The following is a 14,666-nucleotide window of genomic DNA, read 5'->3' on the forward strand; positions in this document are numbered from 1 at the left end:
GCCGGCCGAGCCGAGCACCGGGTGGACGGTCCTTATCAGGCCGAGCCCGGCGCCTCGTTCCGCGTCGCCGAGGGCGTCCATGAATCGCGGGTCGATGGCGGAGAAGAAGCTCGACCCGAGCCCGGCGAGCAGCACGACGATCCCGAGCCCGCCGACCGTCGGCAGCGCCGGCAGCCCGACCGGGACCGGCAGCCGGACGAGGTCGGGGAGCGCCACCAGCCCTCCGAGGCCGAGCGCGCCGCTGAGGAGGGCCGCGGCGATGCTCGCGTCGCGGCCCAGCCGGTCAGAGAGCCCGCCGAGCCCGACCTGCGCGCCGGCGCGGACGACGAAGAACGCCGAGAAGACGCCGCCGGCGAACGCGGGGTCGTACCCCCGGAGCTCCACGAGGAACGTCGGCAGGAAAGAGATGACGCCCTGCGCGACGTACGTGCCGAGCGTGGCGACGACGAGCGGGACGAGCACCTCACGGCGCCCGACCAGTTCGAGCAGCGGGCCGACCTGGAGCCGCTCCGCCATCGGCTGGTCGGGGCGCCGCGGCTCGGTCGGCCGGACCCGCCGCGCGAACAGGAGGAAGATGGGAACCCCGACGACCGCGGCCAGCGCGACCCCGGGCCGCCAGCCGTAGCGGACGCCGACCCACGTCGCGGCGACCGGCGCCACGAGCCCGGCGAGCGGGCCGCCGAGCGAGTGGATCCCGACCGCGGTGCCGAGGTCGTCGAACGTCCGCGAGAGCAGCGTGGTCGCCACCGCGTAGTGGAGCCCCGCCACGAGCCCGAGGAGCACCGCCGCCAGCACGAACGCGGGGAAGACCGGTACGACGGCGAGCGCGAGGCTCATCGCGGTCGTGCCGCCGACGGCGACGAGGATCACCCGACGCTCGCCGAACCGGTCTGCGAGGATCCCGCTCGGGAACTGCGAGAGGCCGTAGGCGAACCACATCCCCGAGAGCGCCACCCCGACCGCCGTGTTCGAGACACCGAAGTCGTCGATGATGAGGGGGACGACTGGACTGATCGCCAGCCGCGCGAAGTACGTCACGAAGAACGCCAGCATACACAGCGTCAACACCGTGTGGCGGTACCGCCAGTTCATCCGACAGTCACGGGCGACTCATCGGGGCGGTCGGCCGTCAACACTTTCGGTTCCAGCAGGCCGTGAGCCGGTCGGGCGAGGTCAGCCCACGGCCCCCGGGTCGACCCGGCCCCCGACCCACAGGAGCGTGAGGAGGAGCCCGGCCACGGACGCCGGCATGAACCACCGGAACGCGGCGAGCAGTCCCGCCGAGGCCTGAAGGCCGATCACCGCCAGGAACGCGGGGCCGCAGCAGGCGACCCCGGAGAGGATCCCCGGAAGGCCCGCGGCGACCCCCGCGCCGGCGCCGATCCGACAGGCCGAGGGGCCGCGCCACACGACAACCGAGACGGCGAGCGTGACGCCGACGAGCACCGCGAGCGCGAGCCCGAGGGCGGCGTTGACGGGAGCGAAGAGGTACTCGACCGGTCCCGCGGAGAGCAGCGCCACGGGCTCGTACTGGAAGGGCGCGACGCGCCGGGTCGCGAGCGCGACCGGGTCAGCGGCGACGACGAGGTCGAACCGCGGCGTCCCGGCCGACTCGACCGCGCCGGCGCGCAGACCGAGGTGGCCGAGTCCGAGGTGGTAGGCAACGAGATAGGCGCCGGTGACGGCACCCGCGGTCGCCCGGCCGTCGCGCCGACCGAGGGCGGCGCGGACGGCGAACACCGTCCGGCGGACGAGTCCGGCGAGCCACGCGCGCGGCGACGCGGCCGGCGCGGCGGTCTCACCCTCCATAGCCCGCTCGCGTGTGCTCCCCGACGAACGCGGTGTCCGGGTAGAAGCCGTACCAGGCGAACCACATCGCGTCGAACGCGAGGAGCCGTTCGAGCGGCAGGTCCGCGGCCTCGAACCCGCCCTCACCGTCGACTCGGTACTCGTCGCCGTCCGGTTCGACCGCGACCTCGTCGGGGTTCCGGTAGACGTACCCCGTCGAAAGGGCAGGGTCGGCGACGGCGATGACGGCGGGGCCGCCCTCGCCGACGGTCCCGGTCAGCACTCGCTCCGAGAGCAGCGTGGTCTTGTCGAAGGCGACCGCGCCCGTCGCGGTCCGCGCCCCGATGACGACGGACTTCGCGTGGCCGTCCTCGGGGGACGCGAGCGGCGGAAACCTGGTCCCGTCCCGCACGTAGTACCCGCTCAGCGGCGCGTAGCTCCCGTACGGGTCGCTGTCGTAGCGGCGGACGTAGCCGGTCTCCTCGGTCATGAGGGAAGCGTCGGGATGTCGCGTCGCCCACTCGCCGGCGGTCGTCCACACGACGCGGAACTCGTCGAGGGTCTCGTCGGCCATCGACCCGTCGACCCCGGTGGCGAGCATCTGCGGCCACCAGCTGTCGGTGGCGCGGTCGTACATGATCAGGTTCGAGTTCACGAGCCGGCCCGACACGCCGAACGTCGTGTCGCCGCGACGGAACCCCTGTGCCGTCCCGGTGAGCGGGCAGTAGGTGATCGCGACCGACTCGCCGCCGACCTCGTCGTTGACGATCTCGTGGTGCGAGAGGATGCGACGTGGATACGCCTTCGCCTCGCCGCCGCGGACGACGCCGAACACCGGCTCGTTGCCAGCCATATCCGCCTCCGCGATCGGCCGAAACGCGGGGTCGTCGACGGAAGGGATCCCATCCTTGCCGACGCCGCCGTCGAGCGACTCGGAGACGAGGGTGTCGGCCTCGTACGCGAGGTGATAGCCGGCGTCGACGGTCGGCGGGGGAGCTCCGGCACCCGTGTCCTCAGCGCCTCCGGTGACGGAGTCCGTCGCTCGGCCCCCGAGGCAGCCGGTGAGGGACGCCCCGCCGACCGCCGCGATCCCGGCCAGCGCCGCGCGACGGGTTCGGTACATGTCGTCGTCTCCGGCTTCGAGCGTATAAAATCCGCAGCGCGGGTGTAATTCACACGCACAGCCGATCTCCGGCGGCAGTCCGATGCCCGACGAGGCGGGGTCGCTACTCGTGACCGCTCGACGATCGCTCCCGCAACCGGTCGGCGATCGCCGCGCCGGCGGTCCGCGGGTCGGCCTCCCGCACCGTCACCGGATCGCCGACGGCGACGGACCCCGGTTCGACCACGTCACAGCAGAGGCCGCCGCGGTTCCGGAGCGCCGACGCTAGCCCGTCTTCGCCGGCGAGTTCCTCGACGCGTGCGCACGGGGGTCGGCGTCGGGTCGGCCGGAGGCGCGCGTCGCCGACCGCGACGGTCGCGCCGAGGAGCGAGTCCATCTCCGCGCCGAACCCCTCGACGACCACGTTGCGACGGTGACGGCCGTCGCGCACGTCGATGCCGGTCGCCTCACGGACCGCGGTCAGCGCCTCCCCGGCGACGAGCGTGACCGCGCAGCCGTCGAGTTGGAAGTGGCCGTCGCCGCGGCGGTAGCGGTCCCCCTCCACGCCGTCGGGACAGACCTCGACCGCCTCGCGACGGACCGGCGGGGCGCCGCCCTCGGGGGCCGTCACGAGCGCAGTGACCGCGCCGGGGCCCGCGTCCGCATCGTTCGATTCGGGTCGCCGATCGGCCGGCATCAGGGCTCCCCGAGAAGCGTCGTGTCGTCCGGCTTCAGCCATTCGCGGTGCGCGTAGTAGAGCGCGGCGACCGGAGGCGCGGGGAGCGCGGCCAGCGCGTAGATCCACTTGAAGACGCCCAGGTCGGCGACGCGTCGCTCGGCGAGCGAGAGCGCGTCGAGCAGGATCGTTGCGGTCGCCAGCGGCGCGAGCAGGTAGCTGTGCGCGAAGGCGACGGCCGGTCCAACCGGGGTCGCAGGCGTCAGCAGCGCCCAGTCGACCGCGTACAGGACCGTCCACGCTCCGACGGTCGCCGCTATCGCGGCGAGCCACGGTCCGTCGAAGCGGCGGTCCGAGCCCCCCGTCGGACCGCCGTCGGCCGGGTCGCGGTCGGGCGGCTCCGTCTCCGATTCGGCGCGCGTGTTCACGCCCGATCTGGGCGCCGAACGCTAATCAACACCGGGGTCGACCGCCGCGGCGCGGTCACTCGCCGAAGGTCCCCGCCGTCAAGTACCGCTCGCCGCTGTCCCAGAAGACGGTGACGACGAGGGGTTCCTCGCCGACGAACGCGCCGCTCTCGCGCAGTTCGGCCGCGACGACCTTCGCCGCGAGGTTCGACGCGCCCGACGACTGGCCGACGAGGATCCCCTCCTCGCGAGCGAGCCTGCGGCACTCGGTCTCGGCGTCGCCGAGTTCGACCGTGTGGACCTCGTCGATCAGGTCCACCTCGAGGTTCGGCGAGACGAAGCCCGGCCCCATCCCCTGGAAGTCGTCGGCGCTCGGCTCCTCGCCCGAGAGGACGGCGTTGTCCGCGGGCTCGACGGCGTCGATCCGGACGTCCGGGAACGCCTCTCGGAGACGGCGGCCGATCCCGGTGATCGTCCCGCCGGTGCCGACCCCGGCGACCAGGGCGTCGACGGTGCGGTCGCCCACCTGATCGAGTATCTCCGGGCCGGTCGTCTCGTAGTGCGCGCGGGGGTTGGCGGAGTTCTCGAACTGGCGGAGCTGGACGGTGTTCGGCTCCGCCTCCAGCTCGTCGGCGCGGTCCTTCGCGTCGGAGATGTCGCCGTCGACGAGCTCGACGGTGGCGCCGTACGCCCGCATGAGTCGGCGGCGCTCGATCGATTTCCCTTCGGGCATCACGAGGGTGACGTCGTAGTCGCGCGCCGCGCCGACCATCGCGAGGCCGATGCCGGTGTTGCCCGACGTGGGCTCGACGATGCGGTCGCCCCGCTCGATCTCGCCCGCCTCCTCGGCGGCCTCGACCATGTACAGCGCGGGGCGGTCCTTCGCCGAGCCGCCCGGGTTGCGGGACTCGACCTTCGCCGCGACCGTCGTCCCCGCGGGCGCGTCGACCCGCACCAGCGGCGAGCCGAGCGTCGACAGGATGTCGTTGTCCATTACTCGAACCGAGGCGGTCGTGACCCAAAGGCCCCGCGGACTCCGGCAATCGATGTCGCCCGCGGCTGGGGCTTCGGGGGTATCAGCAGTCGGTCTGTAGCCGAGGACAGAAATCAGGTGTGTCTGCGAACTCGACGAGGTGTCGTCGACGGACCCGAAGCGAATGTGCTCTTGCCACCGACGCGCCGTTTACGTGCCTCTGTGATCTATCGATCCCCATGACTCTCGAAACGCTCGCGCCCGCGGACGACCTCGACGCGGACGCGTTCGACGACTCGGTTCTCGACGCGCTCGCGGCGGACGACTACGTGTTCAAAGTGTGGGGCGGCGACTGGTGTATCGACTGCCAGCGACAGCTCCCCGAGTTCGGTGCCGCGCTCGCCGCCGCCGGCGTCCCGGACGACTGCATCGAGTCGTTCCCGGTGACGAAGGGCCCGGACGGGAAGGAGGGCGAACTCGTCGAGGCGTACGAGATCGGGCTTATCCCCACCGTCGTCGTCGAGTCGCCCGAGGGCGAGGAGGTCGCGCGGTTCGTCGAGGAGGAGGCCGTCTCCATCGCTGAGTACCTCGCGGACCGGCTCGCGGACGTCGAAGCGACGGCCTGAGCCGACGTTCGGGGCCGCGACACGGACTCAACCGTCTTCCGCGTTCACGTCGCCGGCGTAGTAGAGCGCGGCCATCACGACGCCCATCGTGACCGCCTGAACCGTCGTCGACGCCCCGAGAGCGACGCCGACCGCGAGCACCGACGCCGTCACCACGGCGCCGGTGAAGAGGGCGTAGCGCAGCCGCGAGAGGCCGCGCGCCCAGTCGTCGGCCCGGCGGTACAACTGTCGGGGACCAGCCATATTCCGTGGTCTCGCGCGCGGAGCAAGTACCTTCGGGTGGGCGCCTATCGCCGAGTCCGCGCGCCAGGGCGAGGCCGACCGCTCAAGTCGGTGCGGCGTCGACCCCGAGCATGGCACGCGTCACGGTCTGGAACGAGTACCGGCACGAGCGCGAGAGCGACGCAGTCGCCGAGGTGTACCCCGACGGCATCCACGCCGTCGTCGCCGACGCGCTCCGCGAGGGGGGCCACGAGGTCCGCACCGCGACCCTCGATGAGGGACCGGAGCACGGGCTCACTGAAGCGGTCTTGGACGACACCGACGTGCTCGTCTGGTGGGGCCACGCCGCTCACGACGAGGTGCGCGACGCGGTCGTCGACCGCGTCCACGAGCGCGTCCTCGACGGGATGGGCCTCCTCGTCCTCCACTCCGCCCACTACTCGAAGATATTCAGGCGGCTGATGGGGACCAGCTGCTCGCTGAAGTGGCGTGAGGCCGCCGAGCGCGAACGGCTCTGGGCGATCGAGCCGAGCCACCCGATCGCGGACGGGATCGGCGAGGCGATCGAACTCGACGAGACGGAGATGTACGGCGAGCGGTTCGACGTGCCGGCGCCGGACACGCTCGTCTTCACCTCCTGGTTCGAGGGCGGCGAGACGTTCCGCTCCGGCTGCTGTTACCGCCGCGGGAACGGGCGGGTGTTCTACTTCCGGCCCGGTCACGAGACGTACCCGATCTACTACGACGAGGACGTCCGACGGGTGCTCCGGAACGCGGTCGGCTGGGCGGAGCCTGGCGACGGGCCGACGCCCGAGTTCGGCAACGCGGACCCGAGAGAAGAGATCGACACGAGCGACGACCGGACCGTTCACTGAGGAGAATCGTCGAACGGGCGCGTCGTCGAACGGGCGCGTCGTCGAACGGACGCGTCGTCGAACGGGCGCGTCGTCGGACGGACGCGTCGTCGAACGGGCGCGTCGTCGGACGGACGCGTCGTCGGCCTGGCGCATCGTCGGCCTGGCGCATCGTCGGCCTGGCGCATCGTCGGGCGAGAACGCCGTCAGCCACCCGCTGTCAGGCCACGTCGCGCAGTCGCATGAACGCGTTCATCATGGCCGATTCGGCTTTCCTGAGGTGTTCGGACGCGGTGCTCGGCGAGGCGCCGATCCGCTCGGCGACATCCGAGACGGACGCCGCGCGCGGGGACTCGTAGTAGCCGCACTCGACGGCGGCCGCGACCGCGTCGAACTGCCGGTCGGTCAGTCCCGGGTCGAAGAGGTGCTGGCGCCAGTCGTACTCGCCGATGCGGAGGACCTCGCTTTCGATCCGCTCCGGGAGCGCGGCGAGGCCCTCCCGGAGCGGCTCGTGATCCCCGAGGATCGTCAGCCTCGCGACGCCGCTCGGACGGAAGTCGATCGGCGGGACCACGACGATGCCGGTCCGCCGGAGCGACCCGAACATCGCGTCGTCGACGGCGTCGCGCCGTTGCGTGAGGAAGACGTAGTAGCCCGTCCCGTCGATCCGGGTGACCTCGAACTCCCGGATGCGGTCGACTGACCGCAGCGCGTCGACGTACACGTCGATGTCCCCTTCCACGTAGAACAGGAAGGTGTCGGCGGTCTCGTCGAAGAGGCTGCCGTGAAGGAGCACGTCCCGACCGATGGCGTCCGACTCGTCGACCAGTCGGTGCATCGGATGCATGAGTTCCGGCGGGTACCGGAGTTCGAGGCGCAGGTACTTCACGGCGGACAATGACGACGGCGGTTTTATAAATATCCGTACTGAGCCGGCAGAAGCCTCGGGTCGTGCGCTCGCGTCTCTTCCGGTATGTCGACAGAGCTGCTGCGCGAGCGCGACGACGAGGAGACGGCGGACGCGTTTTCGTCCGTCCGCGGGCTGATCACGGGGCGTGAGAGCCACCTGAACGCCCCCGCGGCGAGGGTCCGACCCGACGCGGTTCAGGAGGCGCTCTCCACGCTGCGAGACGAGGCGGGGTACGACCACCTCGCCTGCGTCACGGCACAGGAGTACGAGAACCGGTACGAGTCGATCTACCACCTGCGCTCCTACGACGACCCGACCCGGGAGCTCAGCGTCGTGGTTCCCACCGACAAGGAGGACCCGGTCTCGGAGTCCGCCGCGTCCGTGTTCCGCACCGCGGACTGGCACGAGCGCGAGGCGTACGACCTCGTCGGGATCGAGTACGACGACCACCCGGACCTCCGCCGGATCCTGCTCCCCGAGACGTGGCAGGGGCACCCCCTGTCGATGGACTACGATAAGGATCAGCCGCAGATCGCCGCCCTCTCCGAGAACGAGCCGATCGAACCCGGGTCGTCGACCGCGACCGGCAGCGACACCATGCTGCTCAACATCGGGCCGCACCACCCCGCGACCCACGGCGTCTTACACCTCCAGGTCACCCTCGACGGCGAAACGGTCGTCGGCGTGGAGCCCGACATCGGCTACATCCACCGCTGCGAGGAGCAGATGGCGCAGTCCGGGACGTACCGTCACCAGATCATGCCGTACCCCGACCGCTGGGACTGGGGCGGCGCGGGGCTGCTCAACGAGTGGGCGTACGCCCGGGTCGCCGAGAACCTCGCCGACATCGAGGTGCCAGAGTACGCGCACGTCGTCCGCACCATGGCCGCGGAGTTCAGCCGGATCCTCTCGCACATGCTGGCGATGGGCGCGTACGCGCTCGACGTGATCGGCGACTTCACGGCGACGTTCATGTACGCCATACAGGAGCGCGAGCGGGTTCAGGACATCGTCGAGGACCTGACGGGCCAGCGGCTGATGTTCAACTACTTCCGGCTCGGCGGCGTCGCGTGGGACCTCCCCGAACCCCGTGAGGAGTTCCTGCGGAGCGTCCGCGAGTACCTCGACGGCCTCCCGCGCCGAATCGAGGAGTACCACGACCTCCTGACCCGGAACGAGATCCTCCAGCTCCGCACAGTGGACACGGGAACCCTCCCGCCGGAGGTCGCGAAGAGCTACGGCGCGACCGGCCCCGTCGTCCGCGGCTCGGGGGTCGACTACGACCTCCGCCGCGACGACCCGTACGGCTACTACGACGAGCTCGACTGGGATGTGGTGACCGAAGACGGCTGCGACAACTACAGTCGCCTGCTCGTCCGGATGGGCGAAGTCGAGGAGTCCGCGAAGATCATCGAGCAGTGCGTCGACCTGCTCGAAGACTGGCCCGAGGACGAGCGGACCGTTCAGGCGAACGTCCCGCGGACGATCCGGCCGGCCGACGACACGGAGATCTACCGGGCCGTCGAGGGCGCCAAGGGCGAACTCGGCATCTACATCCGCGCCGACGGCACCGACAAGCCCGCCCGGTTCAAGATCCGCGGGCCCTCGTTCTCGAACCTCCAGACGCTGCCGGAGATGGCCGAGGGGGAGTCGATACCGGACCTGATCGCCGCGCTCGGCAGTCTCGACACGATCATGGGAGAAGTCGACCGCTGAGGCGGCGCGGCGAGCCGGCGGCTCATCGGTGTAGGACGACCGCCGCTACGGCGCGGACGTTGAAAGGCGACCGCCTCGCGCGAACGCGAGACGACCGGTTGTGTCGCGCGCCGGCGGCCGGTCGAGTAGCAGTCGACCGCGGGCGTATTTAAACCCTCGTCCACGGAGTCGCAAGCGGACGGCCGACGCGCCCGGTCACTCCGGCCGGTGGACCTCGCCGTCGCGCGAGTCGGCGTCCTTCCGACGGACCGCGGCGGCCGCGTTGTTCGCGTCGTAGCCGAAGAACACGTCCTTCGCGTACGTCTCGGCGACCTCGGTCGCGTGGATCAGGTCGTCGACGTCGACCTCGACCGCGTACAGTTCCAGCGAGAACGGCGTCTCCGGCGGCGCGCCGTGGAGGGAGTAGTCGCCGCCGAGCATCGAACGGAACCCCCGCGCGATGGTCTCCAGCCAGTAGGTCGTCGCGTACTCGGTGTCGTACAGCGGGACGACGAACTCGTCGACGTGGGCGGCGAGGCGGTCGACGTCGAGGCCGGCCCGCTCGTAGAGGTGGTCGGGGTACGGGTCGGGGTACAGCGTCAGCAGGAGTCGGCTGGGGACCAGATCGGCCGCCTCGGCGACGAAGTCGGTTATCACGTCCGCGCGCCAGTCGGCGAACTCCTCGCGGTCGCTCTCGGCGAACAGACGCTCACAGCGGTCGCAGTGACAGAACCCCTCGCGAGGGAACCCCACGTCGTCGAGGCGCACGTCCTCGTTCTCGGCGGCGCAGTCCGCGATGATCTCCAAGAGTCCCTCGCGGTACTCCGGGTGTGTCGGGCAGATGTACGCCCAGTCGAAGTAGTCGCGGTCGCGGGTCGCCGGCTCGCCGCGCTCGTCGACCGGGACGAGGTCGTCGTCCTCGCTCGCGGCCGCGTTGTCGCCGAAGCACGACACCATGTTCACGGCGTCCGGCAGGGGCTCGGCCGCCCGCCCCGTGACGTCTTTCACCTCGTAGAAGCCGAGGTCGAACGGCTCCATCGCGACCTCGTCGGCGTTGCGCGTGACGACCCCGTACATGGAGTCGCATACGTGACTGGTCGGTAAAAGCGGACGGTATCGGGGTGGTCGATCGGGGAGGCGAGTCGACGCGGAGTCTAATTCGGCGTGCCGTGCGGCGAGTGGTGTGACGAGCGCGGCGTCGAGCGGAGAGCGCGAGCGCGGTGTCTCGCGGTTACTCCACTTCGACCGGCTGTTTGTCGCCGGCGAACAGGAAGTACGCGAGCGCGACGAGCGACAGGACGAGGACGAGCTTGGCTTTCTTGCTCATACCTGCTAGTTGGAACGGTGGGCGGTAAAACCTACCGGACCGAGAACAGGTCGCCCCGAATAGGTCGGAACAAGACAGGTCGCCCCGAATAGGTCGGAACATGACAGGTCGCCCCGAATAGGTCGGAACATGACAGGTCGCCCCGAGTAGAACGGACCGAAAGCAGGCTGCCCCGAGCGGAGCGACCCGCGGCGCCGGCCGCCTCAGACGTCGATGTGATCGGCGATGTCGGACCGCAGGATCGTCGCGCAGTAGTCGCAGCGCACGCCGTCGGCGACCACGTCGAACCGCGTCTCGACCGGCTCGCCGGCGTTGGTGATACAGTTGCGGTTCGGACAGGAGAGCACGCCGGTGACGCCGTCGGGACGGGTGACCCGGTTCTTCTCGACGACCTCGAAGTCGCGGACGATGTTGATCGTCGCCTCGGGCGCGATGAGCGAGAGCACGTCGACCTCCGACTGCGACAGCTCCCGGTCCTCGACCTTCACGATGTCCTTGCGACCGAGCCGGTCGGAGGGGACGTTCATCCCGACGGAGACGCCCAACCCCTCGGAGCCGTCGATGCCTAAGATTGCGAGGACGTTCAGCGCCTGGCCCCCCTCGACGTGGTCGATAACGGTGCCGTCGCGGATCTTCGAGACGCGCAGCTCGTGATCGCTCATCGACCCACCTCCGTCCCCTCGTCGCCGTCGGGGTTCGCGTTCTCCAACAGGGTGTCGAGCAGCGCCATCCGCACCGGGATCCCGTTGTGCGCCTGCTCGAAGTAGCGGGCGTGGTCGGTCTCGTCGACGTCGGGCGCGATCTCGTCGACGCGCGGGAGCGGATGCATCACGGTGAGGTCGTCGGGGGCGTCCGCCAGCGTCTCGGCATCGATCTGGTACTCGCCCGCGACGCGGTGGTACTCGTTCTCGTCCGGGAACCGTTCCTTCTGGATCCGGGTGACGTACAGCACGTCGAGCTCGTCGAGGACGGGTTCGAGATCGTCGTGTTCGCGGATCTGCGCGCCCGTCTCGTGGAGGTCGAAGCGCACGGAGCGCGGGAGCCGCAGCGACTCGGGGCTGATGAAGTGCTGGTTGGCGTCGAACTCCGTCAGCGCGGCCGCAAGCGAGTGGACCGTCCGGCCGTACTTCAGGTCGCCCATGACCCCGATCGTGAGGTCGTCGAGCCCGTGGTCCTCGCGGATCGTGTGGAGGTCGAGGAGCGTCTGGGAGGGGTGTTGTCCGGCGCCGTCGCCCGCGTTGACGACCGGCACGTCGACGCGCTCCCCGGCGAGCGTCGCGGCACCCTCGCTGGGGTGGCGGAGGACGAGGGCGTCCGCGTACCCCTCGATGACGCGGACGGTGTCGGACAGCGACTCCCCCTTCGAGACGGACGAGGAGTCGACGTCGCCCATGTCGATGGTGTTCATCCCGAGGCGCTTGGCCGCGCTGTCGAAGCTCATCCGGGTCCGCGTGCTCGGCTCGAAGAAGCAGAGCGCGAGCACGCGGCCGGCGTGCCGGTCCGCGTAGGCGGCGGGGTCGTCGGCGACCGCCCGGGCCCGGTCGAGTACGGCCTCGATGTCATCCCGCGAGAGCTGGGTCGCGGTGATGAGGTGGTCCTGTCGCATCGTCAGAGATGGGTGTCGGCAGTATCTTGAATCCCTCGGCTCGGGGCGCAGCGCGGGTGTTCACGGACGTGCGTACCCGCTCGGGTCGCCGTTTCGATATCCGCAACGCGCCCCGAACCGGTCCGGGATCGGCGCGACAGAGTCGAAGACTCGCCGCCGTGCCGACCCCTCGCCGCCGTACATAAGCCGCCGCGGACCGAAGCGGATCGCATGGCAGACAACGACCCGGCCGACCTGCTCCCGAACGACCGCGTGAAGCAGGCGGCCCTCGACGGCGAGGTGACGCAGCTCCACCGCGGGAACCGATACGGCGAAGAGGGCGACACCTTCGAGATCGACGGCGTCGCCTTCGAACTGGTCGAGGTGACCGAGCGCACGCTCGGCGACATGACCGACGAGGACGCGAAGCGCGAGGGGTCGCCGTCGCTGTCGGCGTACAAGGAGCGAATGGTCCGCGCCCACGGCGGGAACTTCGAGTGGGACGACGACGCCGACGTGGTCAGACACCGGTTCGAGCGTGCCGAGTAGGACCGGAGATGATGAGGTAGTTCAGTCGTCGTCCGCGGCCGCGCCGTCGCCCGCTGCGGTCGCCGCGTCGTCCTCGATGCTCGGCGGGTACTTCCCGCGGTCGAGCTTCAGATCGGACTGCGGGCGGGCCATACAGGTGAGCGCGTACCGCTCGGCTTCCTCGTCGGAGAGGCCGCGAGCCGCGGGCTGTGTCACCTCGCCCTCGACGATCTCGGCGGAGCAGGCGAGACACATCCCGACGCGGCAGGAGTACTCCTGAGCGATCCCCTCCTCGAAGCAGGCGCTGAGGATCGTCTCCGTGTCGGCCACCTCGATCGTCTCGTCGGTGCCGACGAACTCGACGGTGTACTCTGTCATGGCGCGGAGTACCCGCCGACCGGTCAAAAAGGGTTCCCTCTATCCCGTCGCCGGCGCGGGGACGGAAGCGAGCGCTCGGTCGCTACGCGGCGGCGTCCGAGCGCTCGTTCCGCCTGTCCCGAACGGTCCGCGCCACGACTAACACGCCGACGGCGACGAGGAAGTCGCGACCGATCGATCCGAACACGTCGACCCACAGGCGCAGGATCTGCGGGTCGGCCGCGAAGGTCCCCGACCACAGCAGGGTCCTGAGCGAGTGGGGAGCGACTCCGACGTACTGTCCCGCGAGCCCGCCGATGAGCGCGCCCGCGAAGAGCGCGAGTAGCGACCGGCCGGTCAGTGGAATCCGCGAGCCGGGAGCGATAAGCGCGTAGAACGCGACGAACAGAAGCCCCGGCACCACGAGGTAGGTTCCGGCGACGTCGACCACGAAGTCGAGCGGCGTTCGGGCGGTCACCGGCTGTCCCTCCCGTATCGCGTACTGGCGGGACCGAGTCACGGCTTCGAGGAACACCACTCCCGCCGTGACGGCGGCGAGGGCGTACGGCTTCGCTCGCGGCCGGCGGAGGAGCGCGTCGCGGCGGACCATGTCGGGCCCTGCGTCGCATCTCAGTAATATCTTGTTCCGACAACGGTCGCGCACCGCCTCCCACCTATCGCAACGACTAATCCCCCGCCGGACGCTTCCCGAGACATGACCGGCAAGGCCACCGCGCGAGCCCACCCGATTCAGGGGCTCGTCAAGTATCACGGGATGCGCGACGAGGAACTGCGGCTCCCGTACCACGACAGCATCAGCCTCTGTACCGCGCCGACCGCCACGACGACCACCGTCGAGTGGCAGCCGGACGCGAGCGAGGACGCGTACGTCATCGGCGGCGAGGCGGTCGACGGCCGCGCGGCCGAGCGCATCGACATGGTCGTCGACCACGTCCGCGACCTGGCCGGCGTCGACGCCGCCGTCCGACTGGAGAGCGAGAACTCCTTCCCGTCGAACATCGGGTTCGGCTCCTCCTCGTCGGGCTTCGCGGCCGCCGCACTCGCCCTCGTGGAGGCCGCGGGCCTCGACATGTCTCTCCCGGAGGTCTCGACGGTCGCCCGCCGCGGCTCCTCCTCTGCCGCCCGCTCGGTGACGGGCGCGTACTCGCGGCTCGACGCCGGGCTCAACGACGAGGACTGTCGCTCCTCCCGGCTCGACGTGGGGGTGAGCGAGGACGGCTTCGACCCCGAGGAGGACCTCCGAATCGTCGCCGCACACGTCCCCGCGTACAAGGAGACGGAGGAGGCCCACCGCGAGGCCGCCGCGAGCCACATGATGCAGGCGCGGACCGCGCACGTCCAAGACCAGCTAGTCGAGATGACCGACGCGCTCCGCACGGGCGACTTCGACCGGATCTTCGAGACGGCGGAGCACGACTCGCTGTCCCTGACGGCCACGACGATGACCGGCCCCGCGGGATGGGTGTACTGGCAGCCCGAGACGATCGCCGTGTTCAACGCGGTGCGCGAACTCCGCGAGTCGGGCGTCCCCGTCTACTTCTCGACCGACACCGGGGCCTCGGTGTACGTGAACACGCTCGCGGACCACGTCGACG

18 protein-coding genes are annotated in these 14,666 nt (G+C 70.5%); 5 read left to right on the forward strand and 13 right to left on the reverse strand.

The window, feature by feature from the left end; genetic code table 11:
- The 6 genes from B9G49_RS13425 to B9G49_RS13450 all read right to left on the reverse strand — a co-directional run.
- The coding region (locus B9G49_RS13425) for an MFS transporter (RefSeq protein WP_086216711.1) at positions 1-1,092 on the reverse strand (1,092 nt) is incomplete at its 3' end.
- Positions 1,093-1,173: 81 nt separating this feature from the next.
- Complete coding sequence (locus B9G49_RS13430; RefSeq protein ID WP_086216712.1) at positions 1,174-1,809, reverse strand: hypothetical protein; 636 nt, start codon at positions 1,807-1,809, stop codon at positions 1,174-1,176.
- Complete coding sequence (locus B9G49_RS13435) at positions 1,799-2,911, reverse strand: DUF3179 domain-containing protein (RefSeq protein ID WP_086216713.1); 1,113 nt, start codon at positions 2,909-2,911, stop codon at positions 1,799-1,801. Before B9G49_RS13435 ends, B9G49_RS13430 begins: the two co-directional genes overlap by 11 nt.
- Before the next feature lie 103 nt (positions 2,912-3,014).
- Positions 3,015-3,587: an MOSC domain-containing protein gene (locus tag B9G49_RS13440; RefSeq protein ID WP_086216714.1), complete on the reverse strand. Its 573-nt coding sequence runs from the start codon at positions 3,585-3,587 to the stop codon at positions 3,015-3,017.
- On the reverse strand, positions 3,587-3,994 hold the full coding sequence (locus tag B9G49_RS13445; RefSeq protein ID WP_086216715.1) for a hypothetical protein: 408 nt from the start codon (positions 3,992-3,994) through the stop codon (positions 3,587-3,589). The genes B9G49_RS13440 and B9G49_RS13445 overlap by 1 nt, the downstream gene beginning before the upstream one ends.
- A gap of 55 nt (positions 3,995-4,049) precedes the next feature.
- The gene (locus B9G49_RS13450) at positions 4,050-4,967 is read right to left on the reverse strand and encodes a PLP-dependent cysteine synthase family protein (protein ID WP_086216716.1); all 918 of its coding nucleotides are present in this window, start codon (positions 4,965-4,967) and stop codon (positions 4,050-4,052) included.
- 218 nt (positions 4,968-5,185) lie between these two features.
- Here B9G49_RS13450 and B9G49_RS13455 point away from each other — a divergent pair, with 218 nt between their 5' ends.
- Positions 5,186-5,572, forward strand: a complete 387-nt coding sequence (locus tag B9G49_RS13455; RefSeq protein WP_086216717.1) for a thioredoxin family protein — start codon at positions 5,186-5,188, stop codon at positions 5,570-5,572.
- 27 nt (positions 5,573-5,599) lie between these two features.
- On the opposite strand, the gene B9G49_RS13460 is transcribed toward B9G49_RS13455, so the two are convergent.
- A complete protein-coding gene (locus tag B9G49_RS13460; protein ID WP_049929429.1) occupies positions 5,600-5,815 on the reverse strand; it encodes a hypothetical protein in 216 nt (71 codons plus the stop codon).
- A 110-nt stretch (positions 5,816-5,925) separates the two neighbouring features.
- Between B9G49_RS13460 and B9G49_RS13465 the strand changes: the two genes are divergently transcribed.
- Positions 5,926-6,669 carry a ThuA domain-containing protein gene (locus B9G49_RS13465; RefSeq protein WP_049929428.1) on the forward strand — a complete coding sequence of 248 codons (744 nt, stop codon included), beginning with the start codon at positions 5,926-5,928 and terminating at the stop codon, positions 6,667-6,669.
- 199 nt (positions 6,670-6,868) lie between these two features.
- Here B9G49_RS13465 and B9G49_RS13470 read toward each other — a convergent pair whose 3' ends face one another.
- Entirely contained in the window at positions 6,869-7,537 is a 669-nt protein-coding gene (locus B9G49_RS13470; protein ID WP_086216718.1) for a helix-turn-helix domain-containing protein, read from the reverse strand.
- Between the two features lie 84 nt (positions 7,538-7,621).
- Here B9G49_RS13470 and B9G49_RS13475 point away from each other — a divergent pair, with 84 nt between their 5' ends.
- Positions 7,622-9,274: an NADH-quinone oxidoreductase subunit D gene (locus tag B9G49_RS13475; RefSeq protein WP_086216719.1), complete on the forward strand. Its 1,653-nt coding sequence runs from the start codon at positions 7,622-7,624 to the stop codon at positions 9,272-9,274.
- Positions 9,275-9,469: 195 nt separating this feature from the next.
- Here B9G49_RS13475 and B9G49_RS13480 read toward each other — a convergent pair whose 3' ends face one another.
- The 3 genes from B9G49_RS13480 to pyrB form a co-directional block, all read right to left on the reverse strand.
- The gene (locus B9G49_RS13480; protein ID WP_086216720.1) at positions 9,470-10,330 is read right to left on the reverse strand and encodes a hypothetical protein; all 861 of its coding nucleotides are present in this window, start codon (positions 10,328-10,330) and stop codon (positions 9,470-9,472) included.
- A gap of 453 nt (positions 10,331-10,783) precedes the next feature.
- Positions 10,784-11,242: an aspartate carbamoyltransferase regulatory subunit gene (pyrI, locus tag B9G49_RS13485; protein WP_049929424.1), complete on the reverse strand. Its 459-nt coding sequence runs from the start codon at positions 11,240-11,242 to the stop codon at positions 10,784-10,786.
- Positions 11,239-12,186 (reverse strand): aspartate carbamoyltransferase, encoded by a 948-nt coding sequence (gene pyrB / locus B9G49_RS13490; RefSeq protein ID WP_086216721.1) that lies wholly within the window; start codon positions 12,184-12,186, stop codon positions 11,239-11,241. Before pyrB ends, pyrI begins: the two co-directional genes overlap by 4 nt.
- Before the next feature lie 210 nt (positions 12,187-12,396).
- On the opposite strand from pyrB, the gene B9G49_RS13495 reads away from it, so the two are divergent.
- On the forward strand, positions 12,397-12,714 hold the full coding sequence (locus B9G49_RS13495) for an ASCH domain-containing protein (protein ID WP_049929422.1): 318 nt from the start codon (positions 12,397-12,399) through the stop codon (positions 12,712-12,714).
- A 21-nt stretch (positions 12,715-12,735) separates the two neighbouring features.
- Here B9G49_RS13495 and B9G49_RS13500 read toward each other — a convergent pair whose 3' ends face one another.
- Positions 12,736-13,071, reverse strand: coding sequence for a 2Fe-2S iron-sulfur cluster-binding protein (locus B9G49_RS13500; protein ID WP_049929421.1), 336 nt, complete (start codon positions 13,069-13,071; stop codon positions 12,736-12,738).
- An 82-nt stretch (positions 13,072-13,153) separates the two neighbouring features.
- Positions 13,154-13,660 (reverse strand): hypothetical protein, encoded by a 507-nt coding sequence (locus B9G49_RS13505; protein WP_086216722.1) that lies wholly within the window; start codon positions 13,658-13,660, stop codon positions 13,154-13,156.
- A gap of 105 nt (positions 13,661-13,765) precedes the next feature.
- Between B9G49_RS13505 and mvaD the strand changes: the two genes are divergently transcribed.
- The coding region (gene mvaD / locus B9G49_RS13510) for a phosphomevalonate decarboxylase MvaD (protein ID WP_086216723.1) at positions 13,766-14,666 on the forward strand (901 nt) is incomplete at its 3' end.

Source organism: Halorubrum sp. SD683 (assembly GCF_002135045.1).
Taxonomy (GTDB): domain Archaea; phylum Halobacteriota; class Halobacteria; order Halobacteriales; family Haloferacaceae; genus Halorubrum; species Halorubrum ezzemoulense.

What these genes read in the sequence shown, in the direction of transcription:
- B9G49_RS13435 (WP_086216713.1), bottom strand. Translation starts at nt 2,911, where the DNA reads ATGTACCGAACCCGTCGCGCGGCGCTGGCCGGGATCGCGGCGGTCGGC.
- B9G49_RS13475 (WP_086216719.1), top strand. Translation starts at nt 7,622, where the DNA reads ATGTCGACAGAGCTGCTGCGCGAGCGCGACGACGAGGAGACGGCGGAC.
- B9G49_RS13455 (WP_086216717.1), top strand. Translation starts at nt 5,186, where the DNA reads ATGACTCTCGAAACGCTCGCGCCCGCGGACGACCTCGACGCGGACGCG.
- B9G49_RS13430 (WP_086216712.1), bottom strand. Translation starts at nt 1,809, where the DNA reads ATGGAGGGTGAGACCGCCGCGCCGGCCGCGTCGCCGCGCGCGTGGCTC.
- B9G49_RS13440 (WP_086216714.1), bottom strand. Translation starts at nt 3,587, where the DNA reads ATGCCGGCCGATCGGCGACCCGAATCGAACGATGCGGACGCGGGCCCC.
- B9G49_RS13450 (WP_086216716.1), bottom strand. Translation starts at nt 4,967, where the DNA reads ATGGACAACGACATCCTGTCGACGCTCGGCTCGCCGCTGGTGCGGGTC.
- B9G49_RS13480 (WP_086216720.1), bottom strand. Translation starts at nt 10,330, where the DNA reads ATGTACGGGGTCGTCACGCGCAACGCCGACGAGGTCGCGATGGAGCCG.
- B9G49_RS13500 (WP_049929421.1), bottom strand. Translation starts at nt 13,071, where the DNA reads ATGACAGAGTACACCGTCGAGTTCGTCGGCACCGACGAGACGATCGAG.
- B9G49_RS13505 (WP_086216722.1), bottom strand. Translation starts at nt 13,660, where the DNA reads ATGGTCCGCCGCGACGCGCTCCTCCGCCGGCCGCGAGCGAAGCCGTAC.
- B9G49_RS13495 (WP_049929422.1), top strand. Translation starts at nt 12,397, where the DNA reads ATGGCAGACAACGACCCGGCCGACCTGCTCCCGAACGACCGCGTGAAG.
- pyrI (WP_049929424.1), bottom strand. Translation starts at nt 11,242, where the DNA reads ATGAGCGATCACGAGCTGCGCGTCTCGAAGATCCGCGACGGCACCGTT.
- B9G49_RS13465 (WP_049929428.1), top strand. Translation starts at nt 5,926, where the DNA reads ATGGCACGCGTCACGGTCTGGAACGAGTACCGGCACGAGCGCGAGAGC.
- pyrB (WP_086216721.1), bottom strand. Translation starts at nt 12,186, where the DNA reads ATGCGACAGGACCACCTCATCACCGCGACCCAGCTCTCGCGGGATGAC.
- B9G49_RS13460 (WP_049929429.1), bottom strand. Translation starts at nt 5,815, where the DNA reads ATGGCTGGTCCCCGACAGTTGTACCGCCGGGCCGACGACTGGGCGCGC.